We start from the raw sequence: 24965 nt of genomic DNA, 5'->3' as shown, positions 1-24965 counted from the left end.
TGTCTCCGCGCATGCGTGAAGGATGAGGGAAGCAGGTCATCGCTTCGCGGGCAGCGCTCACCGGCCCGGGGACTCCCCGGGCGGGTCTCTCGTTCGCGTGGAGGCCGCCCGCGCTAGGCGGCGGGAGGCGGAAGCACGGTCGACGGCATGCCCAGCACCTTACGGGGGGCTCCCCGCCCCCGGCCAGTCGGCCCCGGCCCTACGCCCTGGCGGTCTCGGGGGCCGGCACGGCCGGATCCGGCGCCACGGGCGGCGCCGGCCGCGAGGACTGCGCGATGAAGGCCCCGCCGAGCACCAGCGCGCCGCCCACGATCTGCGGGGTCGAGAGGTGTTCGCCCAGCAGTACCCAGGCCAGCACGGTGGCGATGACCGCCTCCAGGCAGGCCACCACACCCGCCACCTGCGGGGAGAGCTTGCGCACCGAGACCACCCCGGTCAGGTACGCGAACACGGTGGCGACCAGCACCACCCAGCCCAGCAGGGCCAGGGCGGGCACCTCGGTGTCCCCGAGCAGCGCGTTCCCGCCGAGCACGGACCAGTCCATCTCCCAGGGCCGCGCCAGCACCGTCATGACCACGGCGCCGACGAGCATCCCGTACGCGATCACGCCCATCGGGTCGGGCACGTCGTCCCCGTCGGTGCCCTGGTCGGCGAAGACGAAGTAGAAGGCCTGGCAGCAGGCGGCGGCCAGCCCCAGGAGCACCCCGAGCGGGTCCAGGCTCAGCCCCGACCAGATCTGGACCACGCACGCCAGCCCCACGACGGCCACCGCCGCACCGGCCGCGGCGGCCCGGGTCACCGGCTTGCGCTGGACGAACCGGATCCAGCCGAGCAGCAGGGCCGGGCCCAGGTACTCCAGCAGCAGGGCCACGCCGACCGGGATCCGCGACAGGGAGGCGAAGTAGAAGGCCTGCACGCCCGCGACGGCGACCAGGCCGAAGCCCGCGAGCAGCAGGGGCTTGCGCCGCACCAGAGCGCGGTGCCGCCAGGCCAGCGGGGACAGCACCAGAGCCGCCCCGGCCACCCTCAGCCACACCACGTGCAACGGGTCCAGACCCGCCTCGATCAGCGGCTTCGCCGCCACACCCGAACCACCGAACGCACACGCCGAGACGAGGGCGAGGCCCAGTCCGGCGTTCTTCCCTGACGCTTGCATCGGGCCATCATGGCAGGGCCGGTCAGGAGCGTCACGCTGGTGACGCCTGTTGAGACGCAGTCGGTACCGGCCGGTCCGGCACCCACCTTTTCTGACAGGTCGTCAGTATTGAATGTTCCGTCCGCCGGGACTACCTTCCGCCGCACGAACCCGACGAGAAGGGGTGGACGCATGGCTGAAGTCACCGCGGAATCACGCATCGAGGCGCCCGCCGCGAAGCTCTGGGACCAGCTCACCGACTGGGGCGCGTACGGGCAGTGGAGCATGACCCACACCGACTTCCCGAAGGGCGGTCCCGAGACCCTCGCGATCGGGTCCACCTTCGCCGAGAACATGAAGATGATGGGCTTCCCCGCCGAGGTCCTGTGGACCGTCTCGGAACTGGAGGACCAGCGCGTCCTCGCGATCACCGGCAAGGGCCCGATGGGCGTGGCCGTGCTGACCCGCTACACCCTCGTCCCGGACGGCGACGCCACCACGGTCCGCATCGACGGCGAGTTCACGGGCGCCGCCGTGTCGCTCATGGCGGGCAAGCTCAAGGACTCCGCGACCGCCGCCCTGAACGAATCCCTGCGCAGGCTGGCCGGCCTGGTCGCCTGACCCCGCCCCCGGCACACGCACGGCGCGCCCCGCGAGCGATCTCGCGGGGCGCGCCGTGCGTGTGCCGGGAGGTCCGGCATCCGGCGTCCGGCTCAGTGCTCGTCGGCCAGGATCAGGTAGAGCTTCTTGCGGGCGTCGTTGACGACCGCGAGGGCCTTCTCCCGCTGCTCGGGCGAGCCGGTCTTGAAGACCTGCCCGAAGGCTTCCATCAGGCCGACGCCGGCGGTGCGGACCTCGTGCATCGCCTCGAAGTCGAAGCCGCGTCCGGCATCCGCCCAGGGGGCGTCCGGACCCGATTCCGCCTCGGTGCGACCCGCGTCGGTGAGCGTGAACAGCTTCTTGCCGCCCTCGCTCGCGCTCGTGATGAGGCCCTCGTCCTCCAGCAGTTGGAGGGTCGGGTACACCGAACCGGGGCTGGGCTTCCACGCCCCGCCGCTGCGCTCGCCGATCTCCTGGATCATCTCGTAGCCGTGCATCGGCCGGTCGGCGAGGAGCGCCAGGATCGAGGCGCGCACGTCACCGCGCCGCGCCCGTCCCCGGGGCCCTCCCCGGCCGCCCCTGCCACCGAAGGGCCCGCCGCCGAAGGGCGGTCCGAACGGCCCGAAGGCGGCCCGCAGCCCCCTGAACTCCTCCCGACGGTCCGGCCCGCAGTGGCCGTGACCCCGTCCGTGCTCGTGTCCGTGCTCCTGCTGTCCACGTGAACGCATCACTGCGCTCCTTTCGTCATCGCTCGTCGCAGCCGCTGTCGTAGCGGTTGCCGTAGCGGATATCGCTTCGACTCCTTCACTATCGCTGACCCATCGCGATGCGTCAACGATATATCGGAACCTATCTTCGACAGTCGAGCGGAACGGGCGCGGCCGACTGATCTACCGCACCAAGGCCAGTCGTCCCGGATTGGCCTTGGTGCGCGCCGTCGCGGGCCCCCTACGGTCGGTCCATGCGCATCCGAATCGTCGACGCCTTCACCGACCGCCCCTTCCACGGCAACCCCGCCGGGGTCCTCGTCCTCGACGGGCCCTTCCCCACGGACGACTGGCTCCAGCAGGTCGCGGCCGAGGTCAACCTCTCCGAGACCGCGTTCGTCCGGCCCCTGCCGCCCGGCGGGGACGCCGACTGGGCGCTGCGCTGGTTCACCCCGGCCGGCGAGGTCGACATGTGCGGGCACGCCACGCTCGCGACCGCCCACCTACTGAACGAGAACGGCCTGGCCAAGGGCCTCATCCGGTTCGAGGCGCGCTGCGGGGTCCTCACGGCCGAGGCGGGCCCGGACGGCACGGTCACGATGGACTTCCCGACCTCGTCGCTGACCCCGGTCGATCCGGTCCCCGAGGTCGCCCGCGCCCTGGGCGCCGAGATCGTCTCGCTCCACGACACGGCCGCCCACATCGGCGACCTGCTGGTGGAGCTGGCCGACGAGCGGACCGTGCGGGAACTCGCGCCCGACCACGCGGCGCTGCGCGCCTACGCCCGCCGCGGCGTGATCGTCACCGCCCCGGCCGAGGACCCCTCCCGCGGCTACGACTTCGTCTCCCGCGGCTTCTTCCCCGTCCACGGCATCGACGAGGACCCGGTGACGGGCAGCGCCCACACCGCCCTGGCCCCGTTCTGGTCGGCCCGGCTGGGCCGCACCGAGATGACCGGCCTGCAGGGCGGAGCCCGCCGGGGCCTGGTCCGGGTCACCCTCGCGGGCGAGCGGACCCTGCTGACCGGCCGCGCGGTAACCGTGATCGACGGCGAGCTGCTCACCGCCCCGTGAGCCCGGCGGCTACGGGGTGGGCAGCCAGCCCACCTTCCCCGCGAGCAGCGCGTACCCGGCGAAGGCCACCACGTCGAGCAGCGTGTGGGCGACGACGAGGGGGCCCACCCGGCCCCAGCGGCGGTAGGCCAGTACGAAGACGACGCCCATCACCATGTTGCCGATGAACCCGCCGATGCCCTGGTAGAGGTGGTACGAGCCGCGCAGGGCGGAGCTGGCGAGCAGTGCGGCCATCGGCGACCAGCCCAGCTGGCCGAGCCTGCGCAGCAGGTAGGCCAGCACGATGACCTCCTCCACCACGGCGTTCTGCACCGCGGAGAGGATCAGCACCGGGAACTTCCACCACACGTCGGGCAGCGCCTCCGGCACCACCGTCAGGTTGAAGCCGGAGGCCCGCGCCGCCAGGTAGAAGGCCAGTCCGGCGCTCCCGATCCCGGCGGCGACCAGCGCGCCCCGGGCCAGGTCCCACCCGGGCCGGGTCCGGTCGAAGCCCAGGACGCGCAGCCCCGGCACGCCCTCGCGGGTCAGCAGGTGCGCGACCAGCAGGACGGGGACCAGCGCGGAGGCGATCCCGAACAGCTGCCAGGCCAGGTCCAGCCAGGGCCGCCCGGGCGCGTACGAGCCGTTCAGCGTGGCCGCCTGGTCCTTGAGGCCGCCCGGCTTGGTCAGCGAACCGATGAAGCTGATCAGCGCCGAGACCCCGCTCGCGCCCAGCGACAGCGCGAGCACGAGCAGCGTCTCGGTCCGCAGCAGGCCGCGCCGCCCGTCCCCGCGCAGTTCCCCGACCATCGGCTCCGGCTCCGCCCGCACGCCCGACTCCCGTCCCGCGAACCCACCGCGTCATCCTGTTCCGACCACCCCATACTGCCTCCTCGGGTGCCGGAGCGGATCACCGGTCAGCGCCGGACGGCCCCGGCGGCGTCCACCTCCTGCTCCTCCAGGCCGACGGGCCAGGTGTGGACCGGGTCGCCCTTGTGCATCAGCTCGCTGTAGCGGCGGGTGGTGGCCGCCAGGGCGGCGTCCCGCTCCAGCCCGCCGGCGAGCGCCCGGTGGTAGGTGTCCACCTGCCAGGTCGCCCCGTTCACCCGGCGCCGGCAGCGCTCCTCGATGATCCCGAGGTACAGGTCCCGGTCGGCGGGCTCGATCCCCCAGGCGTCCAGTCCGGCCGCGGCCATCGGCAGCAGCTCGTCCAGCACCAGGCGCACCGCGGGCACGCTCACCAGTCCCCCGGCCCGGCCGCGGCGCGGCCAGCGGATCCGCGCGTCGATCCCGTAGCGGCAGGCCGCGTCGAAGTTGGCCTCCGCCTCCGCGAACGGCATCCGGGTCCACACGGGGCGCTGCTCGTCCGCGAGGGTCCGTACGAGCCCGTAGTAGAAGGCGGCGTTGGCGACGACGTCGGCCACGGTGGGCCCGGCCGGCAGCACCCGGTTCTCCACGCGCAGGTGCGGCACCCCGTCGGCGACCCCGTAGACGGGGCGGTTCCAGCGGTAGACCGTGCCGTTGTGCAGCACCAGCTCCTGCAGGCTCGGGACGCCGCCCTCCGCGAGGACCCGCAGCGGCTCCTCCTCGTCGCAGATCGGCAGCAGGGAGGGGAAGAAGCGGACGTTCTCGGCGAACAGTTCGTACGCCGAGTCCACCCACCGCTCCCCGAACCAGGTGCGCGGCCGCACCCCCTGCGCCTGGAGCTCCGGGGGCCGGGTGTCGGTGGCCTGGGTGAACAGCGGGGGACGCGATTCGCGCCACAGCTCCCGCCCGAAGAGGAACGGCGAGTTGGCGCCCACGGCTATCTGCACGGCGGTCACCGCCTGCGCCGCGTTCCACACGTGCGCGAACCGCGCCGGGGTCACCTGGAGGTGCAGCTGTACGGAGGTGCAGGCGGCCTCCGGCACGATCGACCCGGTGCTCCAGGTCAGCCGCTCCACCCCGTCGATGTCGAGGGTGAAGTCCTCGCCGCGCATCATCAGGATCTGCTCGTTGAGCAGCGAGTAGCGGTCCACGGCCGAGAGGTTGGCCAGGGCGAGGTCGGACCGCGAGATCGTGGGCAGGATGCCGATCATCACGACACCCGCGTCGATCTCCGCGGCCTGCCGGTGGGCGTAGTGCAGCCCCGCGCTCAGCTCTTCCGCGAGCTGGTCGAATACCCGGCCGCCGAGACGGTGCGGGAGTACGTTCACCTCCAGATTGAACATTCCGAGTTCGGTCTGGAAATCGGGGCTCGCAATCCGCTCCAGTACCTGTGCATTCACCATGCGCGGCAAACCGTCGGCACCCGCGAGATTCAGCTCGATCTCCAGACCCATCATGTTCTTGGGCCGATCGAACCTCTTCTCCGCCAGAAGACGCTCCAGTCCCTCCAGGCACTCGTGGAGCTTCCTCCGATACCGATGCCGATCGGACAGGTCGAATCCTCCTGCCACGACCTTCTCCCCCATCGAAGCGTCCCTCCTCGTGTGGCCCGGAACGGTGCACCCGGGCGCGCGTCACGGTCGATGATGCCCATCCCCGTGATCGATAACGCCGCGCCGGGCGGTCCGCCGGGGAGCGCGCGCCGGTATGGCCAGATGGGCGCTTCGGCACATTCACCTGGCAACTCGCCGTATGCAAATTCCGCGTCGACTGTGCCGATTCCCGATAACAGGCGCTTTCCAGCCGAGCGCCCTTCGGGTAACCTCCGAGGTCAGCGCGACCCGTTCGCGTGCAACCGGCATGAATAGCATGACAGCGGGGCCGGTAAGCGCCTTGTCGGCAATAGCCAGGACAGGTAGCCGAAACACCGCGTGAACACATGTCGTATAAACTCCGCAAACGAGGCAGAGAGTTGGCGCGCGGCCATTGCCCCTCAGCCCCCCTCTGACCCCAGAATGCGACAGCGCCGTCCGCACCTTCCCCCGTACCACAGGTCTCCCAAGTGAGAGGCGACCCACCATGCCGCTGCATGTTCCCCCGGCTCCCGCGCCCGCCCTGCGCAGCGTCCTCGCGGCACTCGGTTCCCCCACCGCCGTCCACGAGGCGCACACTCCGTCCCTGCGCCAGCTCCAAGGGCCGGTGACCGCCGAACTCCCGCTCCCGGTGCACGTGCTCGACCGGCTCGACGGGTCCGGCCGCCCGGCGGGCGGCCGGCCGCCGCGCACCCGGCTGACCGGATGGCGGTTCCTGATCCGCAGCGGCGACCGCTTCGTCGCCGCGGCCGACACCCGGCTGACCCCGGACGGGTGGGCCTTCTCCCACTTCTTCGAGGGGCCCTACGTCGCCGCCACCGAACGCGCCCTGCGCCAGGCCGAGTCGCTCGGCAAGAACTACCAGCCCCGGCTGCTGTCCGTACCGGAGCTGTACATGCTGACGCTGTGGCTGCACGGGGCGGTCGGCGCCGACGCCGCGGCCGGCCTGCCCGCCGCCGCGGACCTGCTGGTTCCCCTGGCCCCGGCGCCACCCGGGATCGCCGCGTTCCGGCCCCACCCCGTATCGGAACTGCTGCCCGTGCTGACCCACCGGCTCACCCGGTCGGCCCCGCCCGTCCCGCCCTCACTGGCCGCCCCGGCCGCCTGAGGCACCGTCACGCCGTTGGCCTGTTCGGGGCGGCCCGGGTTGCCCATTCGGCCTAGTCCGCCCGGACCACCCGCGAACCATCCGAAATGACAGGGGAGTTGGCTTGAACCGCCCGCACGAGTGATGCGTCCTCAATCCATGAGGACAGCTGCCGGGAAATACCTGCGAAGCAGCCGTCGTGGGGGAAGACTGAGGACATCCTCCCCGCATGCGCGGGGACGACCCAGGGGGACGGCCATGAATCACGCATCGAGCCGTAGCGAACAGACCACACCGCAGCGAAAGAACGCATCCATGTGCCAGCACCAGCCTGCCTGCCCGTCATCAGAGTCCGCCGACCGGGAGGCCGCGCGCCCGGTGGCCAACCACCCGGAACAGGGCTGGAGCCTGCTGTGCAACGGGGTCCTTCTCTTCGAGGACACCGGTGAGCTGCTGCCGGACGGCCAGATCATCGCTCCGCACCGCCCGCTCGCGGTGGCCTAGGCCACCTTGCACCGAGCCGGCACGAGGAAGGACCACGTGAAGGGGCCGGTCCCGGAGCTCACGCTCCGGGACCGGCCCCTTCACCGTGTCACGGGACTCAGTTGTCGTACTCGTCCAGCGGCGGGCACGAGCAGACCAGGTTGCGGTCGCCGAAGGCACCGTCGATCCGGCGCACCGGCGGCCAGTACTTCTCGGCGGCGGTGACGCCGCCCGGGAAGACCGCCTCGTCACGGCTGTACGGGTGGTTCCACTCGCCGCCCAGGGCCGCCGCGGTGTGCGGGGCGTTGGCCAGCGGGTTGTCCTCGACCGGCCACTCGCCGCCCGCGACCCGCTCGATCTCGGCGCGGATGGCGATCATCGCGTCGCAGAAGCGGTCGATCTCGGCCAGGTCCTCGGACTCCGTCGGCTCGATCATCAGCGTGCCGGCCACCGGGAAGGACATCGTCGGCGCGTGGAAGCCGTAGTCGATCAGACGCTTGGCGATGTCGTCGACGCTGACGCCCGTCGCCTTCGACAGCGGGCGCAGGTCGATGATGCACTCGTGGGCGACCAGGTTGCCCGGACCGGTGTAGAGGACCGGGTAGTGCGGCTCCAGGCGCTTGGCGATGTAGTTCGCGCCGAGCACCGCCACCTGGGTGGCGCGCTTGAGGCCCTCGCCACCCATCAGGCGTACGTAGGACCAGGAGATCGGCAGGATGCCGGCCGAACCCCACGGCGCGGCCGAGATCGGGCCGACGCCCGTCTCCGGGCCGGCGCTGGGCTGGAGCGGGTGGTTCGGCAGGAACGGGGCCAGGTGCGCCCGGACACCGACCGGACCGACGCCCGGGCCGCCGCCGCCGTGCGGGATGCAGAAGGTCTTGTGCAGGTTCAGGTGCGAGACGTCGCCGCCGAAGTGACCCGGCTTGGCGAGGCCCACCAGGGCGTTCAGGTTGGCACCGTCGACGTAGACCTGGCCACCGGCCTCGTGCACCTGGGCGCAGATGTCGGCGACGTGCTCCTCGAACACACCGTGGGTGGACGGGTAGGTGATCATCAGGACCGCCAGCTGGTCGCGGTACTGCTCGATCTTGGCGCGCAGGTCGTCCGCGTCCACCTCGCCGTCGTCGGCGGTCTTGACGACGACGACCTTCATGCCGGCCATCACGGCGCTGGCGGCGTTGGTGCCGTGCGCGGAGGACGGGATGAGGCAGATGGTGCGGCCCTCGTCGCCGTTGGCGCGGTGGTAGGCGCGCACGGCCAGCAGGCCGGCGAGCTCGCCCTGGGAGCCCGCGTTCGGCTGGATCGAGACCTTGTCGTATCCGGTGACCTCGGCGAGACGTTCCTCCAGCTCGGTGATGAGCGTGAGGTAGCCCTCCGCCTGCTCCACCGGGGCGAACGGGTGCAGCTGGCCGAACTCGGGCCAGGTCACCGGCTCCATCTCGGTGGTCGCGTTGAGCTTCATGGTGCAGGAGCCCAGCGGGATCATGCCGCGGTCCAGCGCGTAGTCCTTGTCCGAGAGCTTGCGCAGGTAGCGCAGCATCGCGGTCTCGGAGCGGTGCTGGTGGAAGACCGGGTGGCCGAGGTAGTCGTCCGAGCGCAGCAGGCCCTCGGGCAGCGTGTCGGCGGTGGTCGCGTCCAGGGCCTCGATGTCGGCGCTGACGCCGAAGGCGGCCCAGACGGCGTCGAGGTCGGCGCGCAGCGTGGTCTCGTCGCAGGCGACGGAGACGTGGTCGGCGTCCACCTGGAAGAGGTTGACCCCGCCCTCACGGGCGGCGGCGACGACCTCGGCGGCCTTGCCGGGGACCCGGGCGGTGACGGTGTCGAAGAAGGAGCCGTGCACCAGCTCGACCCCGCCGGCCGTCAGGCCCGCGGCGAGGAGCGCGGCGTAGCGGTGGGTCCGGCGCGCGATCGTGCGCAGGCCGTCCGGGCCGTGGTAGACCGCGTACATGCCGGCCATGACGGCGAGCAGCACCTGGGCGGTACAGATGTTGCTGGTGGCCTTCTCGCGGCGGATGTGCTGCTCGCGGGTCTGCAGGGCCAGGCGGTACGCCTTGTTGCCGTCCGCGTCCACGGAGACGCCGACGAGGCGGCCGGGCAGCGAGCGGGCGTGCTGCTGCTGGACGGCCATGTAACCGGCGTGCGGGCCGCCGAAGCCCATCGGGACGCCGAAGCGCTGGGTGGTGCCGACGGCGATGTCGGCGCCCAGCTCGCCCGGGGAGGTGAGCAGGGTCAGGGCGAGCAGGTCGGCGGAGACGGTGACGATGGCACCGAGCCCGTGGGCCTGGTCGATGACCGGCTTGATCTCGCGGACGGCGCCGGAGGCACCCGGGTACTGGAGCAGCACGCCGAAGACGCCGCGCTCGGCGATCTCGGCCGGGATGCCGTCGGACAGGTCGGCGACGACGACCTCGACCCCGATGGGCTCGGCGCGGGTCTCGATCACGGCGATGGTCTGCGGCAGCGCGTCGGCGTCGATCAGGAAGACACCGCCCTTGACCTTGCCCACGCGGCGGGCCAGGGACATGGCCTCGGCGGCGGCGGTGCCCTCGTCGAGCAAGGAGGCACCGGAGGTCGGCAGGCCGGTCAGGTCGGCGACGACGGTCTGGAAGTTCAGCAGCGCTTCGAGGCGGCCCTGGGAGATCTCGGGCTGGTACGGGGTGTACGCCGTGTACCAGGCCGGGTTCTCCATGACGTTGCGCAGGATGACCGGGGGCGTGAAGGTGCCGTAGTAACCGAGGCCGATCATCGACGACAGCACCTGGTTGCGGTCGGCCAGCGAGCGGAGCTCGGCCAGCACCTCGGCCTCGGTACGCGCCTCGGGCAGGTTCAGCGCCTCGGCGGTCTTGATCACATCCGGTACCGCGGCGGCGGTGAGCTCGTCCAGGGAGCCGTAGCCCACCTGGGCGAGCATCTTCGCCTGCGCCTCGGCATCCGGGCCGATGTGACGCTGCTCGAAGGGGATGCCTCGCTCCAGCTGGGAGAGCGGAATGCGGTTGGCGGTCATGACGGAGGCCTCCTGGTCGTATGACCTGCGAGGGGCACCACGGCGCGGGCACCCGGACGGCCTCCCCCTCTGTCATCTCAACCTGAGAGCTTCACCGGGCCTCGTGGGGATCGCCCCTGAGGTCCGGCTTTCACCGTCGGTGAGGAGAGGAACCGGTACTGCGTGCCCGGTACCCGCCCCTGCTTTCCAGAGTGGCCTCACCACGTGCGGTACGTATGCCTGAGAGATTCCGGGGAGGATTTGCTCCTTCGGCGCCTCCGTCGTGCTCACTCGGAGGACTCTCCCGCACAGGGTCAACAGCCATCACCCAGCCTACCAGCGAGGATCTGGAGGCTCCCCGAGTGGCCCCCTCTTCAGATATGCACTTTCGTAGTCATTACACACGAGTTGTACCACTGCGACCGTACGGAGGGACCGTGCAGACCGACATCGATCCGCGCAGCCTGATCGGCCGCAAGGCGTTCGACCGCAACGGCGCCAAGATCGGCACCGTGGACGAGGTCTACCTCGACGACGCCACTGGCGTGCCCGAATGGGCCGCCGTCCGGACCGGCCTCTTCGGACGGGACGCCTTCGTCCCCCTGGAGCCCAGCGAAGTGGTGGACGACACCCTGCGCGTGCCCTTCGAGCGTTCCTTGATCAGGGATGCACCCGATTTCGGGGTCGGGCGCCACCTGTCCCCCGAGCAGGAGCTCCAGCTCTACCACCACTACGGCCTGGACATCTCCCTGCCGACCGACTTCCACCGGCCGCCGCCCGACGAGCGGGTCTAGACCGCCCCCTCCGCCGGCCCCACGAGGGGCAGCGGATCGGAGGACTCCAGTTCGGGATCGTCCAGCCGGAAGGTGCGCACCCGCCCGGGTGGCGATCCGGGCTGCTCGAACCGTACGGTGACCCGCCCGACCCCGCTGCCCTGGACCCATCCGGGCCCGTACAGGGCGTGCCGTACGTCGCTCCCCGCCGGCCAGTGCCGCCCGGCCGCCGCCTCCGGCCCGCCCGCCTCGGCGACGGGCCCCCCGGCGGCAGCGGCCACGCCGGCGGTCCCGGCGGCCGCACCGGCCCCGTCCGGCTCCCCCGCCCCTTCCTCCCCGTCCGGCACGTCCCCCTCCGGCGCGATGCCCTCCGGCGCGACGCCCTCCGCGACCGCTCCGCCCTCCTCCGCCCCGGCGCCGAGCACCTGGGCGAAGAGGTCCTCCTGCGTGTAGTCCGCGAGCCCCGTCACCCCCACGCCGAGCAGCCGCACCCCGCCGGTGGTGTCCACGCCCTCCAGCAGCCGCGCCGCGGCCTCCCGGACCACCGAGGGGTCGTCGGTCGGCCCCCGCAGGGTCTCCGAACGGGTCAGTGTGGAGAAGTCGTAGCGGCGCACCTTCAGCACGATGGTCCGCCCCGAGTGCCCGGAGGCCCGCAGGCGCCCCACGCACCGGTCCGCGAGCCGCTGCACCTCGAAGCGGATCCGGACCCGGTCGTGCAGGTCCACGTCGAAGGTGTCCTCCACCGAGACCGACTTCGCGTCCCGCTCGGCGACCACGGGGCGGTCGTCCAGCCCCAGCGCCATCCGGTACAGCCCGACGCCGTGCGCCTTCCCCACCATCCGGACCAGCTCGTCCTCGCCGGCCTCGGCCAGCTCCCCCACCGTGGTGATCCCGGCCCGCCGCAGGTGCTCCCCGGTGGCCGGCCCCACCCCGGGCAGGGTCCGCACCGACATGGGCGCGAGCAGCTCCCGCTCGGTCCCGGGCTCGATCACCAGCAGCCCGGCCGGCTTGGCCTCCTCGGAGGCCACCTTGGCCAGCATCTTCGACCCGGCCAGCCCCACCGAGCCGCTGAGCCCCGTGGCGGCCGCGATGTCGGCCCGCAGCCGCTCCCCCGTGGCCCGGGCGCTCGCCGTGTCGAAGGCCGTGCCGCCCGCCTCCAGGTCGACGAAGGCCTCGTCCAGGCTGAGCGGCTCCACCAGCGGCGACAGCTCCCGCAGCAGGCCCATGACCAGGTCGCTGACCTCCCGGTAGAGGCTGAAGCGCGGGATCAGGTAGGCGCCGTTCGGGCAGAGCCGACGGGCCTGGGCGGTCGGCATCGCCGAGTGCACCCCGAACCGCCTGGCCTCGTAGGAGGCGGTGGCCACCACACCGCGCGGCCCGAGCCCGCCGACGATGACGGCCTTGCCCCGCAGGCTCGGCTTCGACGCCTGCTCGACCGAGGCGTAGAAGGCGTCCATGTCCAGGTGCAGGATGGTCGGCGCGGCTCTCACGGCACCGATGCTGCCCTACGCCACTGACAATGCGGCCGCGGGCGTCCCGGCGCCGCTCAGACGGCCCGGTTGCGGCGTGCCGCCAGCTCGTCGGCGGGGTTGTGGCCCACCAGGGTCTCCCCGGTGTCCACGCGCTCCCCGTGCAGCTGCGACAGCGCGTTCTCCACGTCGCGCCACACCACGCCGACGGCGATGCCGAAGACGCCCTGCCCGCCCTGGAGCAGGCTCACCACCTGGTCCGGGGAGGTGCACTCGTAGACGGTGGCACCGTCGCTCATCAGCGTCATGCGCTCCAGGTCGTGGAAACCCCGGTCGCGCAGGTGCTGGACGGCGGTGCGGATGTTCTGCAGCGCCACCCCGGTGTCCAGGAAGCGCTTGACGATCTTGAGGACGACCACGTCCCGGAAGCTGTAGAGGCGCTGCGTGCCCGACCCGTACGCGGGCCGCACGCTGGGCTCCACGAGCCCGGTACGGGCCCAGTAGTCGAGCTGGCGGTACGTGATCCCGGCGGCGGCGCACGCCGTCGGTCCCCGGTAGCCGACCTGCTCGGGCGCCGGAGCGTCGCTCACCGGTCCGACCGGCGTCGAAGCCGGCTGACGGTGCGCGGAACCCTGCGCGCCGCCGTGCAGCGGATACGGCCCACCGTCACTCCGTGCGGGGGTGCCCCCGGTCGTACCGTCGCCCGTGATCCTCACGCCGACCCTCCGTCCTTGACCTGCCACCTTGAAGGTAGGCAGTGACCAGGGGTGCGTCAACGATCGCCACACTCGGCACGCCGAGTGATAATCACCCTGAGAGTGGTTTCCCGTACCCCATTGCGGGGAAAGGCTACTCGAATGGGCTGAAAGTTCCCGGTGGTCGACGCGGCCCGCGTTTCGCCGCGGCCGCGCCCCTCTCGACCCCGGCCCTCACTGCGGGCCGGTACCGAAGTCCTCGGGCGAGATCTGGTCGAGGAACTCGCGGAACTTCTCCACCTCGTCCTCCTGCTCGTCGGGAATGGCGATTCCGGCGTCGTCCAGGACGCCGTCACTGCCGTAGATCGGCGTTCCCGTGCGCAGGGCCAGCGCTATGGCGTCGGAAGGCCGCGCGCTCACCTCGACCCCGCTGGCGAAGACCAGTTCCGCGTAGAAGACGCCCTCCCGCAAATCCGTGATCCGGACCTCGGTGAGCTCCTCACCGACCGCCTCCAGCACGTCCTTGAACAGGTCGTGCGTCAGCGGCCGGGCAGGGGCCATCCCCTGCTGCGCGAAGGCAATGGCCGTCGCCTCCCCAGGACCGATCCAGATGGGGAGGTACCGGTCGCCTCCCACTTCACGCAGGAGCACGATCGGTTGGTTGGAGGGCATTTCCACCCGGACACCCACAACGTCGAGCTCGTTCACACAGCAACCCTAGGACCTGCTCGGCAGGTTTGGGTAGTCGGGGCCCCTTCCGGGGCCGTCCGATCAGTGCAACCGCACCCCGAGAGCCGTCTGCACCAGGGCCTCGTGGAGCCGTACGGAGAGCCCCGCGAGCTCCTTCATCGTGGCCTCGGCGTGCGCCCGGGTCTGTGGGTTGCGGTGCCGCCGCAACGGTGCCACGAGCTGCTCCACCAGACCGGCCTCCCGGTCCGCGGCGGCCTTCATGGCCCGCAGGTGGCGGGGTTCCAGCCCGAAACGGCCGAGATCCGCGATCAGGCGGGCCACGGTGACCGTCTCGGCGTCGAACCCCCCGTCCGGCACCTCGGAGATGAGCCCGTACGACTCCCATTCGACGAGCTGCACCTCGTCCACCTCGGCGGCGGCGATCAGCTCGGCCCGGCCCACCCGGGCCACGGTGGGCCGCTCCCGGCCCACCTCCCCGTACAGGGCGGCGGGACCGGCCGGGTCCACCGCCTCTCCGTGGGACGTGGGCCCGGGAATGCGGATCTGCTCACCCCTGTCGAGCGCGTCGAGCTGTTCCCGGATGACCTTCAGCGGCAGGTAGTGGTCCCGCTGCAGGCGCAGGATCCGGCCCAGCCGTTCCACGTCACCGGTGCTGAACTTGCGGTATCCCGAAGGTGTGCGCTCGGGCTCGACGAGCCCCTCCGCCTCCAGGAAGCGGATCTTCGAAATCGTGACGTCGGGGAACTCGTCACGCAGCATGGTCAGCACCGTTCCGATGCTCACCAGCCGCCCGGCGGACCCGGCGGTGCCGCTCTTGGGGGCACCGCCGGTCGGGGTACGCAGCATGGGACCTTCCCTGGGGTCCCCCCGGAGCGGCTCCGGGGGAAGGGTCAGATGCCCCGCAGGCTCGCGTAGAAGACCAGCCGGTACTTGCCGATCTGGACCTCGTCGCCGTTGTGCAGGGCGACCGAGTCGATCGGCTCACGGTTGACGTACGTGCCGTTCAGGCTGCCCACGTCGGCGACGGTGAAGCCGCCCTCCGGGCCCCTGCGGAACTCGACATGCAGCCGGGAGACGGTCACGTCGTCCAGGAAGATGTCGCTCTGCGGGTGCCGGCCGGCCGTGGTCAGTTCGCCGTCCAGCAGGAAGCGGCTGCCCGAATTGGGGCCGCGCCGCACGATCAGCAGGGCGGAACCGGGGGGCAGTGCCTCCACCGCGGCCTGGGCCTCGGGGGACAGCGAGGACGACACGTGCGCTTGTCCCGACACCTCGGCCTCGTAGGCCTCCAGGCCCGAGATCGAGATGGTGGACGTGGTCTCCGAAGCACGCTCCGGCGTCAGACCCGCCCGCAGCGGCGCCCCGCAGTTGGAGCAGAAACGGCTCGCCGCATCGCTGCGGTGGCCACACCTGCTGCAAACCTGCTCGGCCGACATGGACGGCTCCTCGCGCCGCGGCTGCCCCGCGGAGGCATTGGTGGCATACGGGTCGGGGGCAAACCCTCCACCCGCACTTGAGGTTGATGGGTCACCGAAACCTATGCGTCCGGAACCGGCAGGGTCAACAGACGACGCACCCTGTGCGCCCGAAATGTCACCCGGGCCCGCCACCTCGTCGCGGAAGAGCGGGCGGTCGCCCTGCCCTTCGCCGTCACCGTGCCCCGCACGGTGACGCGCCGCGCCGCTTTCCTCGCGGTTCTTCTTGCCGAACAACTTCTCAAACAACTTCACGGGCGATTCCCCTTGACCGAAACAGACCCGCCCGTGGGGCAGGACGAACTCTGCATGCACACACCTGCCGACCCGGACATTCTCACAACGTCCGTAACCACCAGACAGTTTCCACCACGCACCGCGACTTCGGTGCGTCGACCCCCCGCAGGCATCCGCCCACGTGAGCCTGTCCACGTTCCGCCCCGCGTCACGACGATGACGACCGAGCGTAGTCAGGCTGCTTCGCAGCCCGCAAGGCATCCACAACGATCTTCGCCGACCGTGTGACGGCGACCGTGGCCTGCTCCTTCTCCATGGTCTGCACGACACCACCCGGAATGTTGAGCGCCGGCTCCAGATCCTGCGGTCTGCCGATCACCCTGAACTCGTAGGGCTGTGTGATCTTCTTACCGTCGATCGAGACCCCTCCGCCCTCGTCCGAGAAGTACGAGCCCGCGACGACGCGCACGCCGTTGATCTGGATCGCCTCGGCCCCGGCCGCCCGCAGCTCCTGGAGGGTGTCCAGCAGCTGGTCGGAGCGCACCTGACCCTTGGTGTCGGTGATCTTCAACGTGATCCCCGGCCCCTGAGCAGCCACGGTACCGGCCAGGATGCCCAGTTGGCGCTCCTTCTCCACCGTCTGCCGCCGGGCCTCCTCGGCCTGGTTGGAGCTGCTCTCCAGCTCCTTGCGCTGGTCCTCCAGCTTCTGCTTCTCGTCCTCCAGGCGCTTGGTCCGCCCGTCCAGCTCGTCGAGGATCCGTACGAGGTCCTCCTGACGGGCACCGCGCAGCGGCGCACTGGAGTCGCTGTTGGACCGTACCTGGATCGCGAGCCCGAGCCCCAGCACGAACAGCAGCAGCGCGACGATCAGTTGGGCCCGGGTGACCCGCGGCGGCCACAGACCGGCCGCCAGGCGCCGGCGCCCGCTCTGCTGCGGCTCCACGGGCCCCGGCCCGGGCGGCGGCTGCGCGCCGGCCTCGCCCTCCAGGGGGCGCTCGGGAACCTGGGGCTCCTCGGGCGGGGTGTTGTCGTTGCTCATCGGCCTCACGCCCGGAAGACGTGCCGGCGGATGGCCGCGGCGTTGGAGAAGATCCGGATGCCGAGGACGACGACCACGCCCGTCGACAGCTGCGAGCCGACGCCCAGCTTGTCGCCGAGGAAGACGATCAGCGCGGCCACCACCACGTTCGAGAGGAAGGACACCACGAAGACCTTGTCGACGAAGATCCCGTCCAGCATCGCGCGCAGGCCGCCGAACACCGCGTCCAGCGCCGCCACCACGGCGATCGGCAGATAAGGCTCCACCACGGCCGGCACTTCGGGCCGGACCAGAAGTCCGACCACCACTCCGGCCACGAGGCCCAGTACCGCGATCACGATGCACCCTTCTTCGGCTCTACTGCTGTGGCTGTGCGGACGGTCAGGCTCGACGCGGCCGGCAGCTTCACCTCGTCCACGGCGGACAGGGTGTAGCGGATCCCGTAGCTCTCCTGAAGGACGTGCAGGTACTGGCCGTCCACGGAATCCTGGAAGGTGGTGCCGAGCCGCTTCTTGTCCCCCACCGCGAGGATCTCGTAGGGCGGCACCAGAGGCCTGTTGTCGACCAGTATCGCGTCACCGGCCGCCCGGATCGCCGACAGAGCCGTCAGCCGCTGTCCGTTGATCGAGACGGCTTCCGCCCCGGCCTGCCAGAGCCCGTTGACGATCCGCTGCATGTCCCGGTCACGAACGCGGCCGGTGTCCGAGAAACCGGCGCTCTCCCGCGGGCCGCCACCGCCGCCCGACGAAGATCCCTTCGCGTCGTCCACCACCAGCTTGACGCCGGGACCGTGCACTTCGGTTGCACCCGACAGCAGGGCAAGCAACCGGGCCTGCTCCCCGCCGGGCTGCTTGAGCACCGCGCCCTGCCGGTCCTCGACCTCGGTCCGCAGCCGCTCGATGTCCCGCTCCAGGCCGTTGGCGTGCGCGTCGGCCCGCTCGACCCGGTCGATCAGCTCCTGGCGCTCCTTGGCCAGCACCGGCGCCGCTATCCGCGCCTGGGCCGCACCGAGGGTCACGACCATCGCGGCGAGCACGAGCCCCGCGGCGAGCGCCATCTTGGCCTTGAGGGTGCGCGGCAGTCCTGCCGTGCCGTCCGCCTCGCGCCGCGCCGACGCCTCCGCATAGCCCTCGTCGAGGCTGTGGTCCATCACGTGCGTCAGCAGCGACATGGACGCGTCCGGGCGCGCGGGCGGCGTGGCCGGACTCCGGTTGTTGGGCGGCTGCGACATGCCGCACATCGTCGCATGTCGCCGCCGCCCACATCCAATGCGCGGTCCGGCGGGCCGGGCCGGGTGACTCCCCGTGCCCGCCCCGCCCCCGATCGTGCGCGGCCGCCCTACGGGGCCGCTCGCCGCTCAGTGCTCCCCGGCACCGTCCACGACCGCGCCCCACTCCTCCAGCAGGGCCTGCGCGGACGCGTCGTCGGGCCCCTCGGCCCACAGGTGGGTGACGGCCTCCGCCGGGTCCGGCAGGACCAGGGCCCACCGCCCGTCGGCCTCCACGACGCGCACGCCGTCCGTGGTGTCCACCTGCCGGTCCCCGGCCGCCTCGACGACCCGGCGCATGACGAGCCCCTTGGCCGCCCACGGCGTCGGCACGTCCCGCTTGAGCACGTGCGCCCGCGGGATGCGGGCGTCGATCTGGCTCAGGGTGAGCTGGGTGCGCGCGACCAGTCCGATCAACTGTACGAACGCCGCCGACCCGTCGAAGACGCTGCTGAACTCCGGAACGATGAACCCGCCCCGGCCGTCGCCGCCGAAGATCGTGGTCTCCTCACGGCCCACCCGCGTCAGATCGTCGGGCGAGGTCGTCGTCCACTCCACCTGCGTGCCGTGGTACGCGGCCACCTGCTCGGCGACCCGTGTGGTGGTCACCGGCAGCGCGACCTTGCCGCTGCGCTTCTCGGCGGCCACCAGGTCGAGCAGGACGAGCAGGGCCCGGTCGTCCTCGATGATCCGTCCGCGCTCGTCCACCAGCGAGATCCGCTCGCCCACCGGGTCGAAGCGCACGCCGAAGGCCGCCCGCGCCGAGGCCACGATCTCCCCGAGCCGCACCAGTCCGGCCCGCCGGGACTCCGCGGTCTCGGTCGGCCGCGACTCGTCGAGGCCGGGATTGATCGTCAGCGCGTCCACCCCGAGCCGGCCCAGCAGGCTGGGCAGCACGAGCCCGGCGCTGCCGTTGGAGGCGTCCACGACCACCTTGAGCCCGGCATCCGCGATGCCGGTGGTGTCCACCCGGCGCAGCAGCGAGCCCGTGTACGAGTCGAAGACGCTCGACGGGAACTGGAGGTCACCGATCTCGCCGGGGAAGGCTCGCCGGTACTCCTGGCGGGCGTAGACCCGGTCCAGCTTGCGCTGCTGCGCCTGCGAGAGGTCCGCGCCCCGCTCGTCGAGGAACATGATGTCCACCGAGTCCGGCACCCCGGGAGAGGTCCGGATCATGATCCCGCCCGCGGCCCCTCGTGCGGTCTGCTGCCGGGCGACCGGCAGCGGTACGTTCTCCAGGTCGCGCACGTCGATGGCGCTGGCCTGGAGGGCCGAGATCACGGCCCTCTTGAGCGCCCTCGCGCCGCGGGAGTGGTCACGGGCCGTGGTGACGATCGCCCCCTTCTTCAGGGTCGTCGCGTAGGCCCCGGCGAGCTTGACCACCAGTTCCGGGGTGATCTCGACGTTCAGGATCCCGGAGACCCCGCGGGCACCGAAGAGGTGGGCCTGGCCACGCGACTCCCAGATCACCGAGGTGTTGACGAACGCGCCGGCCTCGATGGTCTTGAACGGGTAGACGCGCACGTTGCCCTGGATGATCGATTCCTCGCCCACCAGGCACTCGTCACCGATGACGGCCCCGTCCTCGATCCGGGCGGCCCTCATGATGTCGGTGTTCTTGCCGATGACGCAGCCGCGCAGGTTGCTGTGCGGCCCGATGTACACGTTGTCGTGCACGACGGCCTTGTGGAGGAAGGCCCCGCTCTTGACGACCACGTTCGACCCGACGACGGTGTGCTCGCGGATCTCCACGCCGGCCTCGACCTTGGCGTAGTCCCCGATGTACAGCGGCCCGCGCAGGACGGCGTCCGGGCTCACCTCGGCCCCTTCGGCGATCCACACGCCCGGGGAGATCTCGAAGCCGTCCATGTCGACCTGGACCTTGCCTTCGAGTACGTCGGCCTGCGCCTTGACGTAGCTCTCGTGCGTGCCCACGTCCTCCCAGTAGCCCTCGGCCACGTAGCCGTAGATCGGCCGGCCTTCCTTCATCAGCTGCGGGAAGACGTCACCGGACCAGTCGACGGAGACGTCCGCGTCGACGTAGTCGAAGATCTCCGGCTCCATCACGTAGATGCCGGTGTTGATGGTGTCCGAGAACACCTGCCCCCATGTCGGCTTTTCGAGGAAGCGCTCGACCTTGCCCTCCTCGTCCACGATGGTGATGCCGAATTCCAGCGGGTTCGGCACCCGGGTCAGGCACACCGTGACCAGTGCGCCCTTCTCCTTGTGGAAGTTGATGAGATCGGTGAGGTCGAAGTCCGTCAGCGCGTCGCCGGAGATGACCAGGAAGGTGTCGTCCTTCAGGGCCTCCTCGGCGTTCTTCACGCTGCCGGCGGTGCCGAGTGGCTTCTCCTCATTGGCATAGGTGAGCTCCATTCCGAGCTCCTCGCCGTCACCGAAATAGTTCTTGACGAGTGACGCCAGGAACTGAACGGTGACCACGGTCTCGCTGAGTCCATGCCGCTTCAGCAGCCTCAGCACGTGCTCCATGATCGGCCGGTTCGCCACCGGCAGGAGCGGCTTGGGCATGCTTGAGGTCATGGGGCGAAGCCGCGTACCTTCGCCACCGGCCATCACGACGGCCTTCATGTCGGAAGAGTCCTCCTAGAGAGATGACGGTCTGGCCGACCTCACCCGTCCCGGACGGTGACTCCGCTACTCCTCCGCGTCAGTAACCGGCGCCGAGTGAGCTCAATCGGCCGTGGCATCCGCCTTCACGAGCCGACGGACCTGCACCACGTATAGGATTCCTGCCCACCAATAGAGCGTTGTACCCCAACCCGCGAACGCCCATCCGAAAACGGACGCCATCCAGGCCAACCAGCCGGTACCGTCGCTCAGCAGCAGCAGGGGGAAGGCGTACATCAGGTTGAAGGTGGCCGCCTTGCCGAGGAAGTTCACCTGGGGCGGCGGATAGCCGTGCCGACGCAGGATCCACACCATGACCAGCAGCATTGCCTCGCGGGCGAGCAGCAGCCCGGTCAGCCACAGAGGCAGGATCCCGCGCCAGGTCAGCCCGAAGAGCGTGGTCAGGACGTAGAGGCGGTCCGCGGCGGGGTCCAGCAGACGCCCCAGATTGCTGATCTGGTTCCAGCGCCGCGCGAGTTTTCCGTCGAGGTAGTCACTGATCCCGCTGAACATGAGGACGGCCAGCGCCCACCCGTCGTAGCCCTCCAGGATCAGCCAGAGGAACAGGGGTACGCCGGCGAGGCGAGCCATGCTCAGGATGTTCGGAATGGTGAAAATTCGGTCAGTCTGAACCCGAGTCTCCTGGACCTCCACCCGGGGGCCTCCACTGTGACGCTAGAAATGGTCGAATCGCTGCCCCCTGACCCTACAGGAGTCCACGAGCGGACCGACCGTCCCCTGAACGCAGAAAAGCCCCGCACCATAAGGTGCGGGGCTTTCCCACAATGATTGTTCGGCGGCGTCCTACTCTCCCACAGGGTCCCCCCTGCAGTACCATCGGCGCTGAAAGGCTTAGCTTCCGGGTTCGGAATGTAACCGGGCGTTTCCCTAACGCTATGACCACCGAAACACTATGAAGTTGACCAACCGGGCATTGACACGGTTCGTTACTTCAGAACTAACACAGTGGACGCGAGCAACTGAGGACAAGCCCTCGGCCTATTAGTACCAGTCAGCTCCACCCGTTACCGGGCTTCCACATCTGGCCTATCAACCCAGTCGTCTACTGGGAGCCTTACCCTCTCAAGGAGGTGGGAATACTCATCTTGAAGCAGGCTTCCCGCTTAGATGCTTTCAGCGGTTATCCCTCCCGAACGTAGCCAACCAGCCATGCCCTTGGCAGGACAACTGGCACACCAGAGGTTCGTCCGTCCCGGTCCTCTCGTACTAGGGACAGCCCTTCTCAATATTCCTACGCGCACAGCGGATAGGGACCGAACTGTCTCACGACGTTCTAAACCCAGCTCGCGTACCGCTTTAATGGGCGAACAGCCCAACCCTTGGGACCGACTCCAGCCCCAGGATGCGACGAGCCGACATCGAGGTGCCAAACCATCCCGTCGATATGGACTCTTGGGGAAGATCAGCCTGTTATCCCCGGGGTACCTTTTATCCGTTGAGCGACGGCGCTTCCACAAGCCACCGCCGGATCACTAGTCCCGACTTTCGTCCCTGCTCGACCCGTCGGTCTCACAGTCAAGCTCCCTTGTGCACTTACACTCAACACCTGATTGCCAACCAGGCTGAGGGAACCTTTGGGCGCCTCCGTTACCCTTTGGGAGGCAACCGCCCCAGTTAAACTACCCATCAGACACTGTCCCTGATCCGGATCACGGACCGAGGTTAGACATCCAGCACGACCAGAGTGGTATTTCAACGGCGACTCCACCATGACTGGCGTCACGGCTTCAAAGTCTCCCACCTATCCTACACAAGCCGAACCGAACACCAATATCAAACTGTAGTAAAGGTCCCGGGGTCTTTCCGTCCTGCTGCGCGAAACGAGCATCTTTACTCGTAGTGCAATTTCACCGGGCCTATGGTTGAGACAGTCGAGAAGTCGTTACGCCATTCGTGCAGGTCGGAACTTACCCGACAAGGAATTTCGCTACCTTAGGATGGTTATAGTTACCACCGCCGTTTACTGGCGCTTAAGTTCTCAGCTTCGCAACCCCGAAAGGTCACTAACCGGTCCCCTTAACGTTCCAGCACCGGGCAGGCGTCAGTCCGTATACATCGCCTTACGGCTTCGCACGGACCTGTGTTTTTAGTAAACAGTCGCTTCTCGCTGGTCTCTGCGGCCACCCCCAGCTCACGGAGCAAGTCCGATCACCAGTGATGGCCCCCCTTCTCCCGAAGTTACGGGGGCATTTTGCCGAGTTCCTTAACCATAGTTCACCCGAACGCCTCGGTATTCTCTACCTGACCACCTGAGTCGGTTTAGGGTACGGGCCGCCATGAAACTCGCTAGAGGCTTTTCTCGACAGCATAGGATCATCCACTTCACCACAATCGGCTCGGCATCAGGTCTCAGCCTTAATGAGGGACGGATTTGCCTACCCCTCGGCCTACACCCTTACCCCGGGACAACCACCGCCCGGGCTGGACTACCTTCCTGCGTCACCCCATCGCTTACCTACTACAAGTCTGGTTCGTCGGCTCCACCACTTTCCTTTCCCCGAAGGGTCCGGAACGGCTTCACGGACTTAGCATCGCCTGATTCGATATTGGGCGTTTCAAAGCGGGTACCGGAATATCAACCGGTTGTCCATCGACTACGCCTGTCGGCCTCGCCTTAGGTCCCGACTTACCCTGGGCAGATCAGCTTGACCCAGGAACCCTTAGTCAATCGGCGCACACGTTTCTCACGTGTGTATCGCTACTCATGCCTGCATTCTCACTCGTGAACCGTCCACAACTAGCTTCCGCTGCTGCTTCACCCGGCACACGACGCTCCCCTACCCATCACAGCGGGCGTTGGCCCTATTGCTGCAATGACACGACTTCGGCGGTACGCTTGAGCCCCGCTACATTGTCGGCGCGGAATCACTTGACCAGTGAGCTATTACGCACTCTTTCAAGGGTGGCTGCTTCTAAGCCAACCTCCTGGTTGTCTCTGCGACTCCACATCCTTTCCCACTTAGCGTACGCTTAGGGGCCTTAGTCGATGCTCTGGGCTGTTTCCCTCTCGACCATGGAGCTTATCCCCCACAGTCTCACTGCCGTGCTCTCACTTACCGGCATTCGGAGTTTGGCTAAGGTCAGTAACCCGGTAGGGCCCATCGCCTATCCAGTGCTCTACCTCCGGCAAGAAACACACGACGCTGCACCTAAATGCATTTCGGGGAGAACCAGCTATCACGGAGTTTGATTGGCCTTTCACCCCTAACCACAGGTCATCCCCCAGGTTTTCAACCCTGGTGGGTTCGGTCCTCCACGAAGTCTTACCTCCGCTTCAACCTGCCCATGGCTAGATCACTCCGCTTCGGGTCTAGAGCGTGCAACTCAATCGCCCTATTCGGACTCGCTTTCGCTACGGCTTCCCCACACGGGTTAACCTCGCTACACACCGCTAACTCGCAGGCTCATTCTTCAAAAGGCACGCAGTCACGACTGTATGTGCAAGCACATACAGCGACGCTCCCACGGCTTGTAGGCACACGGTTTCAGGTACTATTTCACTCCGCTCCCGCGGTACTTTTCACCATTCCCTCACGGTACTATCCGCTATCGGTCACCAGGGAATATTTAGGCTTAGCGGGTGGTCCCGCCAGATTCACACGGGATTTCTCGGGCCCCGTGCTACTTGGGAGATGAGCAAGCAAGCCGCTGATGTTTCGTCTACGGGGGTCTTACCCTCTACGCCGGACCTTTCGCATGTCCTTCGACTACATCAACGGTTTCTGACTCGCCGACCGGCCGGCAGACCGATCAAGCTCATTCCCACAACCCCGCATGCGCAACCCCTGCCGGGTATCACACGCATACGGTTTGGCCTCATCCGGTTTCGCTCGCCACTACTCCCGGAATCACGGTTGTTTTCTCTTCCTGAGGGTACTGAGATGTTTCACTTCCCCTCGTTCCCTCCACATGCCCTATGTGTTCAGGCATGGGTGACAGCCCATGACGACTGCCGGGTTTCCCCATTCGGACACCCCCGGATCAAAGCTCAGTTGGCAGCTCCCCGGGGCCTATCGCGGCCTCTCACGTCCTTCATCGGTTCCTGGTGCCAAGGCATCCACCGTGCGCCCTTAAAAACTTGGCCACAGATGCTCGCGTCCACTGTGTAGTTCTCAAGCAACGACCAGCCACCCATCACCCTCATCCCTAAGGACCAGGTTCACTGGGG

Annotated in this window: 20 protein-coding genes, 2 rRNA genes and 1 riboswitch; of the genes, 5 read left to right on the top strand and 17 right to left on the bottom strand. The window is 69.1% G+C overall.

Features of this window, described 5'->3' with window-relative positions:
- Window positions 1-199: 199 nt before the first annotated feature.
- Window positions 200-1156, bottom strand: a complete 957-nt coding sequence (locus tag SLAV_RS30840; RefSeq protein WP_051841271.1) for an EamA family transporter — start codon at window positions 1154-1156, stop codon at window positions 200-202.
- A gap of 171 nt (window positions 1157-1327) precedes the next feature.
- Here SLAV_RS30840 and SLAV_RS30835 point away from each other — a divergent pair, with 171 nt between their 5' ends.
- Window positions 1328-1756 (top strand): type II toxin-antitoxin system Rv0910 family toxin, encoded by a 429-nt coding sequence (locus SLAV_RS30835; protein ID WP_030236614.1) that lies wholly within the window; start codon window positions 1328-1330, stop codon window positions 1754-1756.
- Between the two features lie 92 nt (window positions 1757-1848).
- Here the strand turns inward: SLAV_RS30835 and SLAV_RS30830 are convergent, their stop codons facing one another.
- Window positions 1849-2463, bottom strand: coding sequence for a PadR family transcriptional regulator (locus SLAV_RS30830; RefSeq protein WP_078950542.1), 615 nt, complete (start codon window positions 2461-2463; stop codon window positions 1849-1851).
- Between the two features lie 233 nt (window positions 2464-2696).
- Here SLAV_RS30830 and SLAV_RS30825 point away from each other — a divergent pair, with 233 nt between their 5' ends.
- On the top strand, window positions 2697-3515 hold the full coding sequence (locus SLAV_RS30825; protein ID WP_030236609.1) for a PhzF family phenazine biosynthesis protein: 819 nt from the start codon (window positions 2697-2699) through the stop codon (window positions 3513-3515).
- 9 nt (window positions 3516-3524) lie between these two features.
- Here the strand turns inward: SLAV_RS30825 and SLAV_RS30820 are convergent, their stop codons facing one another.
- On the bottom strand, window positions 3525-4304 hold the full coding sequence (locus SLAV_RS30820) for a CPBP family intramembrane glutamic endopeptidase (protein ID WP_030236608.1): 780 nt from the start codon (window positions 4302-4304) through the stop codon (window positions 3525-3527).
- Window positions 4305-4411: 107 nt separating this feature from the next.
- Window positions 4412-5947: a glutamate-cysteine ligase family protein gene (locus SLAV_RS30815; protein ID WP_037688067.1), complete on the bottom strand. Its 1536-nt coding sequence runs from the start codon at window positions 5945-5947 to the stop codon at window positions 4412-4414.
- A gap of 493 nt (window positions 5948-6440) precedes the next feature.
- Between SLAV_RS30815 and SLAV_RS30810 the strand changes: the two genes are divergently transcribed.
- Together SLAV_RS30810 and SLAV_RS30805 are read left to right on the top strand one after the other, a co-directional pair.
- Window positions 6441-7061, top strand: coding sequence for a hypothetical protein (locus tag SLAV_RS30810; RefSeq protein ID WP_030236604.1), 621 nt, complete (start codon window positions 6441-6443; stop codon window positions 7059-7061).
- A gap of 294 nt (window positions 7062-7355) precedes the next feature.
- Window positions 7356-7544: a DUF5999 family protein gene (locus SLAV_RS30805; protein WP_030236602.1), complete on the top strand. Its 189-nt coding sequence runs from the start codon at window positions 7356-7358 to the stop codon at window positions 7542-7544.
- A gap of 97 nt (window positions 7545-7641) precedes the next feature.
- Here the strand turns inward: SLAV_RS30805 and gcvP are convergent, their stop codons facing one another.
- Window positions 7642-10527, bottom strand: a complete 2886-nt coding sequence (gene gcvP, locus SLAV_RS30800; RefSeq protein ID WP_030236596.1) for an aminomethyl-transferring glycine dehydrogenase — start codon at window positions 10525-10527, stop codon at window positions 7642-7644.
- 197 nt (window positions 10528-10724) lie between these two features.
- Window positions 10725-10823, bottom strand: a riboswitch (glycine riboswitch).
- Between the two features lie 120 nt (window positions 10824-10943).
- On the opposite strand from gcvP, the gene SLAV_RS30795 reads away from it, so the two are divergent.
- Complete coding sequence (locus SLAV_RS30795) at window positions 10944-11300, top strand: PRC-barrel domain-containing protein (protein WP_030236594.1); 357 nt, start codon at window positions 10944-10946, stop codon at window positions 11298-11300.
- Here SLAV_RS30795 and SLAV_RS30790 read toward each other — a convergent pair.
- The 12 genes from SLAV_RS30790 to SLAV_RS30735 all read right to left on the bottom strand — a co-directional run bounded on the left by SLAV_RS30790 (window position 11297) and on the right by SLAV_RS30735 (window position 24881).
- Window positions 11297-12769 (bottom strand): DNA polymerase IV, encoded by a 1473-nt coding sequence (locus tag SLAV_RS30790; protein ID WP_078950540.1) that lies wholly within the window; start codon window positions 12767-12769, stop codon window positions 11297-11299. The genes SLAV_RS30795 and SLAV_RS30790 overlap by 4 nt on opposite strands.
- Window positions 12770-12825: 56 nt before the next feature.
- The gene (locus tag SLAV_RS30785; protein ID WP_030236591.1) at window positions 12826-13464 is read right to left on the bottom strand and encodes a MerR family transcriptional regulator; all 639 of its coding nucleotides are present in this window, start codon (window positions 13462-13464) and stop codon (window positions 12826-12828) included.
- A gap of 213 nt (window positions 13465-13677) precedes the next feature.
- Window positions 13678-14151 carry a bifunctional nuclease family protein gene (locus SLAV_RS30780; protein ID WP_007262890.1) on the bottom strand — a complete coding sequence of 158 codons (474 nt, stop codon included), beginning with the start codon at window positions 14149-14151 and terminating at the stop codon, window positions 13678-13680.
- Window positions 14152-14214: 63 nt separating this feature from the next.
- The gene (gene ftsR, locus SLAV_RS30775) at window positions 14215-14979 is read right to left on the bottom strand and encodes a transcriptional regulator FtsR (RefSeq protein ID WP_030236588.1); all 765 of its coding nucleotides are present in this window, start codon (window positions 14977-14979) and stop codon (window positions 14215-14217) included.
- A gap of 44 nt (window positions 14980-15023) precedes the next feature.
- Window positions 15024-15968: an FHA domain-containing protein gene (locus SLAV_RS30770; RefSeq protein ID WP_199922211.1), complete on the bottom strand. Its 945-nt coding sequence runs from the start codon at window positions 15966-15968 to the stop codon at window positions 15024-15026.
- Window positions 15969-16050: 82 nt separating this feature from the next.
- On the bottom strand, window positions 16051-16881 hold the full coding sequence (locus SLAV_RS30765) for a DUF881 domain-containing protein (RefSeq protein ID WP_030236582.1): 831 nt from the start codon (window positions 16879-16881) through the stop codon (window positions 16051-16053).
- Window positions 16882-16886: 5 nt separating this feature from the next.
- The gene (locus SLAV_RS30760; RefSeq protein WP_030158423.1) at window positions 16887-17219 is read right to left on the bottom strand and encodes a small basic family protein; all 333 of its coding nucleotides are present in this window, start codon (window positions 17217-17219) and stop codon (window positions 16887-16889) included.
- Complete coding sequence (locus SLAV_RS30755; protein ID WP_030236579.1) at window positions 17216-18121, bottom strand: DUF881 domain-containing protein; 906 nt, start codon at window positions 18119-18121, stop codon at window positions 17216-17218. Before SLAV_RS30755 ends, SLAV_RS30760 begins: the two co-directional genes overlap by 4 nt.
- Window positions 18122-18238: 117 nt before the next feature.
- The gene (locus SLAV_RS30750; RefSeq protein WP_030236575.1) at window positions 18239-20737 is read right to left on the bottom strand and encodes a mannose-1-phosphate guanyltransferase; all 2499 of its coding nucleotides are present in this window, start codon (window positions 20735-20737) and stop codon (window positions 18239-18241) included.
- A 102-nt stretch (window positions 20738-20839) separates the two neighbouring features.
- Window positions 20840-21430: a cardiolipin synthase ClsA gene (gene clsA / locus SLAV_RS30745; RefSeq protein WP_030236572.1), complete on the bottom strand. Its 591-nt coding sequence runs from the start codon at window positions 21428-21430 to the stop codon at window positions 20840-20842.
- Between the two features lie 137 nt (window positions 21431-21567).
- A 5S ribosomal RNA gene (gene rrf / locus SLAV_RS30740) occupies window positions 21568-21684 on the bottom strand.
- 74 nt (window positions 21685-21758) lie between these two features.
- Window positions 21759-24881, bottom strand: a 23S ribosomal RNA gene (locus SLAV_RS30735).
- Window positions 24882-24965: the final 84 nt, after the last annotated feature.

It is taken from the genome of Streptomyces lavendulae subsp. lavendulae (genome assembly GCF_002803845.1).
GTDB classification, from domain to species: Bacteria; Actinomycetota; Actinomycetes; order Streptomycetales; family Streptomycetaceae; genus Streptomyces; species Streptomyces lavendulae.
Note: the sequence above shows the minus strand (reverse complement) of the source record. Positions and strands in the feature narration are given on the sequence as shown.